General features: G+C 66.4%; 5 protein-coding genes. All 5 read right to left on the bottom strand.

All coding sequences use genetic code 11. The annotated features are described in order from the left end of the window. The coding region (locus J0L98_RS21425; RefSeq protein ID WP_296414260.1) for a Sua5/YciO/YrdC/YwlC family protein at window positions 1–180 on the bottom strand (180 nt) is incomplete at its 3' end. Between the two features lie 11 nt (window positions 181–191). Next, the gene (locus J0L98_RS21430; RefSeq protein WP_296414261.1) at window positions 192–1,346 is read right to left on the bottom strand and encodes a 5-(carboxyamino)imidazole ribonucleotide synthase; all 1,155 of its coding nucleotides are present in this window, start codon (window positions 1,344–1,346) and stop codon (window positions 192–194) included. A gap of 27 nt (window positions 1,347–1,373) precedes the next feature. Beyond that, a complete protein-coding gene (gene purE, locus J0L98_RS21435) occupies window positions 1,374–1,871 on the bottom strand; it encodes a 5-(carboxyamino)imidazole ribonucleotide mutase (protein ID WP_296414262.1) in 498 nt (165 codons plus the stop codon). A 3-nt stretch (window positions 1,872–1,874) separates the two neighbouring features. Continuing rightward, on the bottom strand, window positions 1,875–2,744 hold the full coding sequence (gene folD / locus J0L98_RS21440) for a bifunctional methylenetetrahydrofolate dehydrogenase/methenyltetrahydrofolate cyclohydrolase FolD (RefSeq protein ID WP_296414263.1): 870 nt from the start codon (window positions 2,742–2,744) through the stop codon (window positions 1,875–1,877). A 73-nt stretch (window positions 2,745–2,817) separates the two neighbouring features. After that, a partial coding sequence (locus tag J0L98_RS21445) for a response regulator (protein ID WP_296414264.1) occupies window positions 2,818–3,319 on the bottom strand: 502 nt, incomplete at its 5' end.

The raw sequence follows: 3,319 nt of genomic DNA on the forward strand, positions 1-3,319 counted from the left end.
CCCGGCCTCGGAGAGGTGGACGATCAGCGGATGATCGGACGGTCGCCCCTTGGCGGCAAAGATCTTGGCCACCGCAACAGGGTTGAGCGCATCCGCGCCCAGGCCATAGACGGTCTCGGTGGGCAGTGCCACGAGTTCGCCCTGACGCAGGAGCGCGACCGCGCGCTGGATGTCGTTCATCCCCGGCTTCTTTATTCGTCGCGGATGCCGATGGCCGCCCGGGCCGCCATGGCCTTGGCCAGCACGTCGGCAGCATCATCACCGACCACCGTGAAGTGGCCCATCTTGCGGCCATGCCGGGCATGATGTTTTGCGTAAAGGTGAAGGCGCAGGCCAGGCACCGCATGCAGCACCGACCAGTCGGGCTCGCGATAACGGCCATGGGGGTCTCCCCCCTCGAACCACAGTTCGCCAAGCAGATTCACCATCACCGAGGCGCTGTGCTGACGCGGCTCGCCCAAGGGGATGCCACACAGGGCACGGACCTGCTGATCGTACTGGCTGACCGCACAGGCGTCGATGGTGTGATGGCCGCTGTTGTGGGGCCGCGGCGCCATCTCATTGACGTAGAGCTGCCCCCGGCTGACGAAGAACTCCACCGCCAGGGTACCGATGAAGCCCAGACGCTCGGCGATCCGCTCGGCGTACTCCTGAGCCGTGTCACGCTGACAGGCCGACGCCCGGGCCGGGGCGATGGACACATCCAGGATGCCGCGGCTGTGCTGGTTCTCCACCGTGGGAAAACACTTCACCTTGCCATTCTCGTCGCGCGCCAGCACCACCGACACTTCGTAGTCGAGGCTCAGCATCTGCTCCAGCACGCAGGGCTCGCCCTTGAACTGATGAAAGGCATGCAGCGCCTCGGCCGCATTGGCGACGCGGGCCTGGCCCTTGCCGTCGTAGCCGAAGCGGGCCACCTTGAGGATCGCCGGGTAGAGACCGGCATCCGCCCCAGCGATGTCGCCCTCGGACTGGATCACCGCAAAAGGGCCATGCGGCAGGCCGTTGTCGCGCAGGAAGGACTTCTCGACGATGCGGTTCTGGCACACCGCCACAGCCTGGGCGCCGGGGCGCACCGGGATGAACTTGGCCAGGTAGTCCAGGGTGGCCGCCGGCACGTTCTCGAACTCGGTGGTCACCGCCGCACAGGCCTCGGCCATTGCGTCCAGCGCCGCAAAATCCTCGTAGCCCGCCTGCAGGTGACGATCGGCGATAAGGCCGGCCGGGCTGTGGGGGTCAGGATCGAGCACCCAGACCTTGAAGCCCATTTCGTGGGCAGCGGCGACGAAGAAGCGGCCAAGCTGGCCGCCGCCAAGCATGCCGAGGGTAGCGGGCGGGAGAATCATCGCTTCAGTCCTGCAATATCAGTGGATTCAGACCGGGTCGAGGGTCATGGCCAGCACGCTGGCAGTCTGCGCGGCACGGAAAGCCTCGAGCTTGTCGGCCAGACCCGCATCGGTGCCAGCCAGCAGGGCCACCGCAAACAGACCCGCATTGGCGGCCCCCGCCTCGCCGATGGCAAAGGTGGCCACCGGAATACCCTTGGGCATCTGCACGATGGAGAGCAGGGAGTCCTTGCCGGACAAGGCCTTGGACTGGACCGGCACACCCAGCACCGGCACGGTGGTCTTGGCTGCGATCATGCCAGGCAGATGCGCTGCGCCACCGGCGCCAGCGATGATGGCGCGCAGGCCACGGGCCCGCGCCTGCTCGGCGTACTCGAACATCAGGTCGGGGGTACGGTGCGCAGACACCACGCGGGCCTCGAAGGGCACGCCGAAGTCCTTCAGCACCTTGGCCGCGGCCTGCATGGTGGGCCAGTCGGAGTTGGACCCCATGACGATGCCGATGACAGGTTGTTGCTCGCTCATGATTCAGGCCTTCCGGGCAGCGCGGGTTGCCGACTCAACGGTATTGGCAAGCAGCATGGTGATGGTCATGGGGCCGACGCCGCCAGGCACCGGGGTGATGGCGCCGGCCACGTCCTTGGCCGACTCGAAGTCCACATCGCCGCACAGCTTGCCCGCATCGGGGCCGCTGGACAGACGGTTGATGCCCACGTCGATGACGATGGCGCCCGGGCGGATCATGTCGCCGGTGACGAACTTCGGCTTGCCGATGGCCGCCACCAGGATGTCAGCGCGGCGGGTATGAAAATTGAGGTCACGGGTGCCCGAGTGGCAGACGGTCACGGTGGCACCCGCCGCCGTGAGCAGCATCGCCATCGGCTTGCCGACGATGTTGGAGCGGCCGATCACCACGGCCTCTGCACCGCGCAGGGGCGCCTCGATGCTCTTGAGCATCTCCATCACGCCATTGGGCGTGCAGGGCACGAAGGCCTCTTGCCCCTGGGACAGACGCCCCACGTTCTCGGCATGAAAGCCGTCCACGTCCTTCTCGACGGAGATCGCCTCCAGCACCGCCTTCTCATCGAAGTGCTTCGGCAGCGGCAGCTGCACCAGGATGCCATGCACCGACGGATCGGCGTTCAGCTCGGCGATCCGGGCCAGCACGTCGGCGGGCGCGGCCTCCTGCGGGTATTCGAACTTGAGCGACTTGATGCCGGCCTTCTCGCAGCCGGCCACCTTGTTGCGCACGTAAACAGCGGAGGCCGGATCGCCCCCCACCAGGATCACCGCGAGGCAGGGCTGAGTGCCCTGAGCGGTCAGTTCAGCCGCCTTCGCGGCGAGTTCTCCGCGCAGCTTGGCGGAAAGCGCGTTGCCATCGATGATGCGAGCCGTCATGTCACTGCCCCTCGGGAAAAACCCGTGAGTTTACCACGGCTTGCAGCCCCATGCCGCGCCCGCCGCAGCAAACTCAGTTGCGGCTGCCTTCGATGGCAATGACGTTCTGGACGAGCTCGGCCAGGGACTGGGCCGCCATCTTCTCCATGACCCGGGCACGGTGCACTTCCACCGTCTTGATGCTGATGCCGAGCACGTCGGCGATCTGCTTGTTGAGCTTGCCGACGATGATCAGGTCGAGCACCTCCCGCTCGCGCTGGGTCAACTGGTCGAGCCGCCGTGACACCTCGGCATCCTGACGGCGCCGGGCACGACTGTCCTGCTCCTTGGCCAGGCACTGGGTAACCAGGCGCAGCAACTCCGTGTCGTCGAAGGGCTTCTCGATGAAGTCCACGGCGCCCTTCTTGAGAGCCGCCACCGCCATCGGCACATCGCCATGACCAGTGATGAAGATGATCGGCAAGGTGCAGTACTGGGCCCTCAAGCGCTCATGCAACTCCAGCCCGCTCATGCCGGGCATGCGCACGTCCAGCAGCAGGCAGCCGTTGAACTCGGGCCGCCAGGCCCGCAGGAAA

This window comes from Zoogloea sp. (assembly GCF_017302315.1).
Lineage (GTDB): Bacteria > Pseudomonadota > Gammaproteobacteria > Burkholderiales > Rhodocyclaceae > Zoogloea.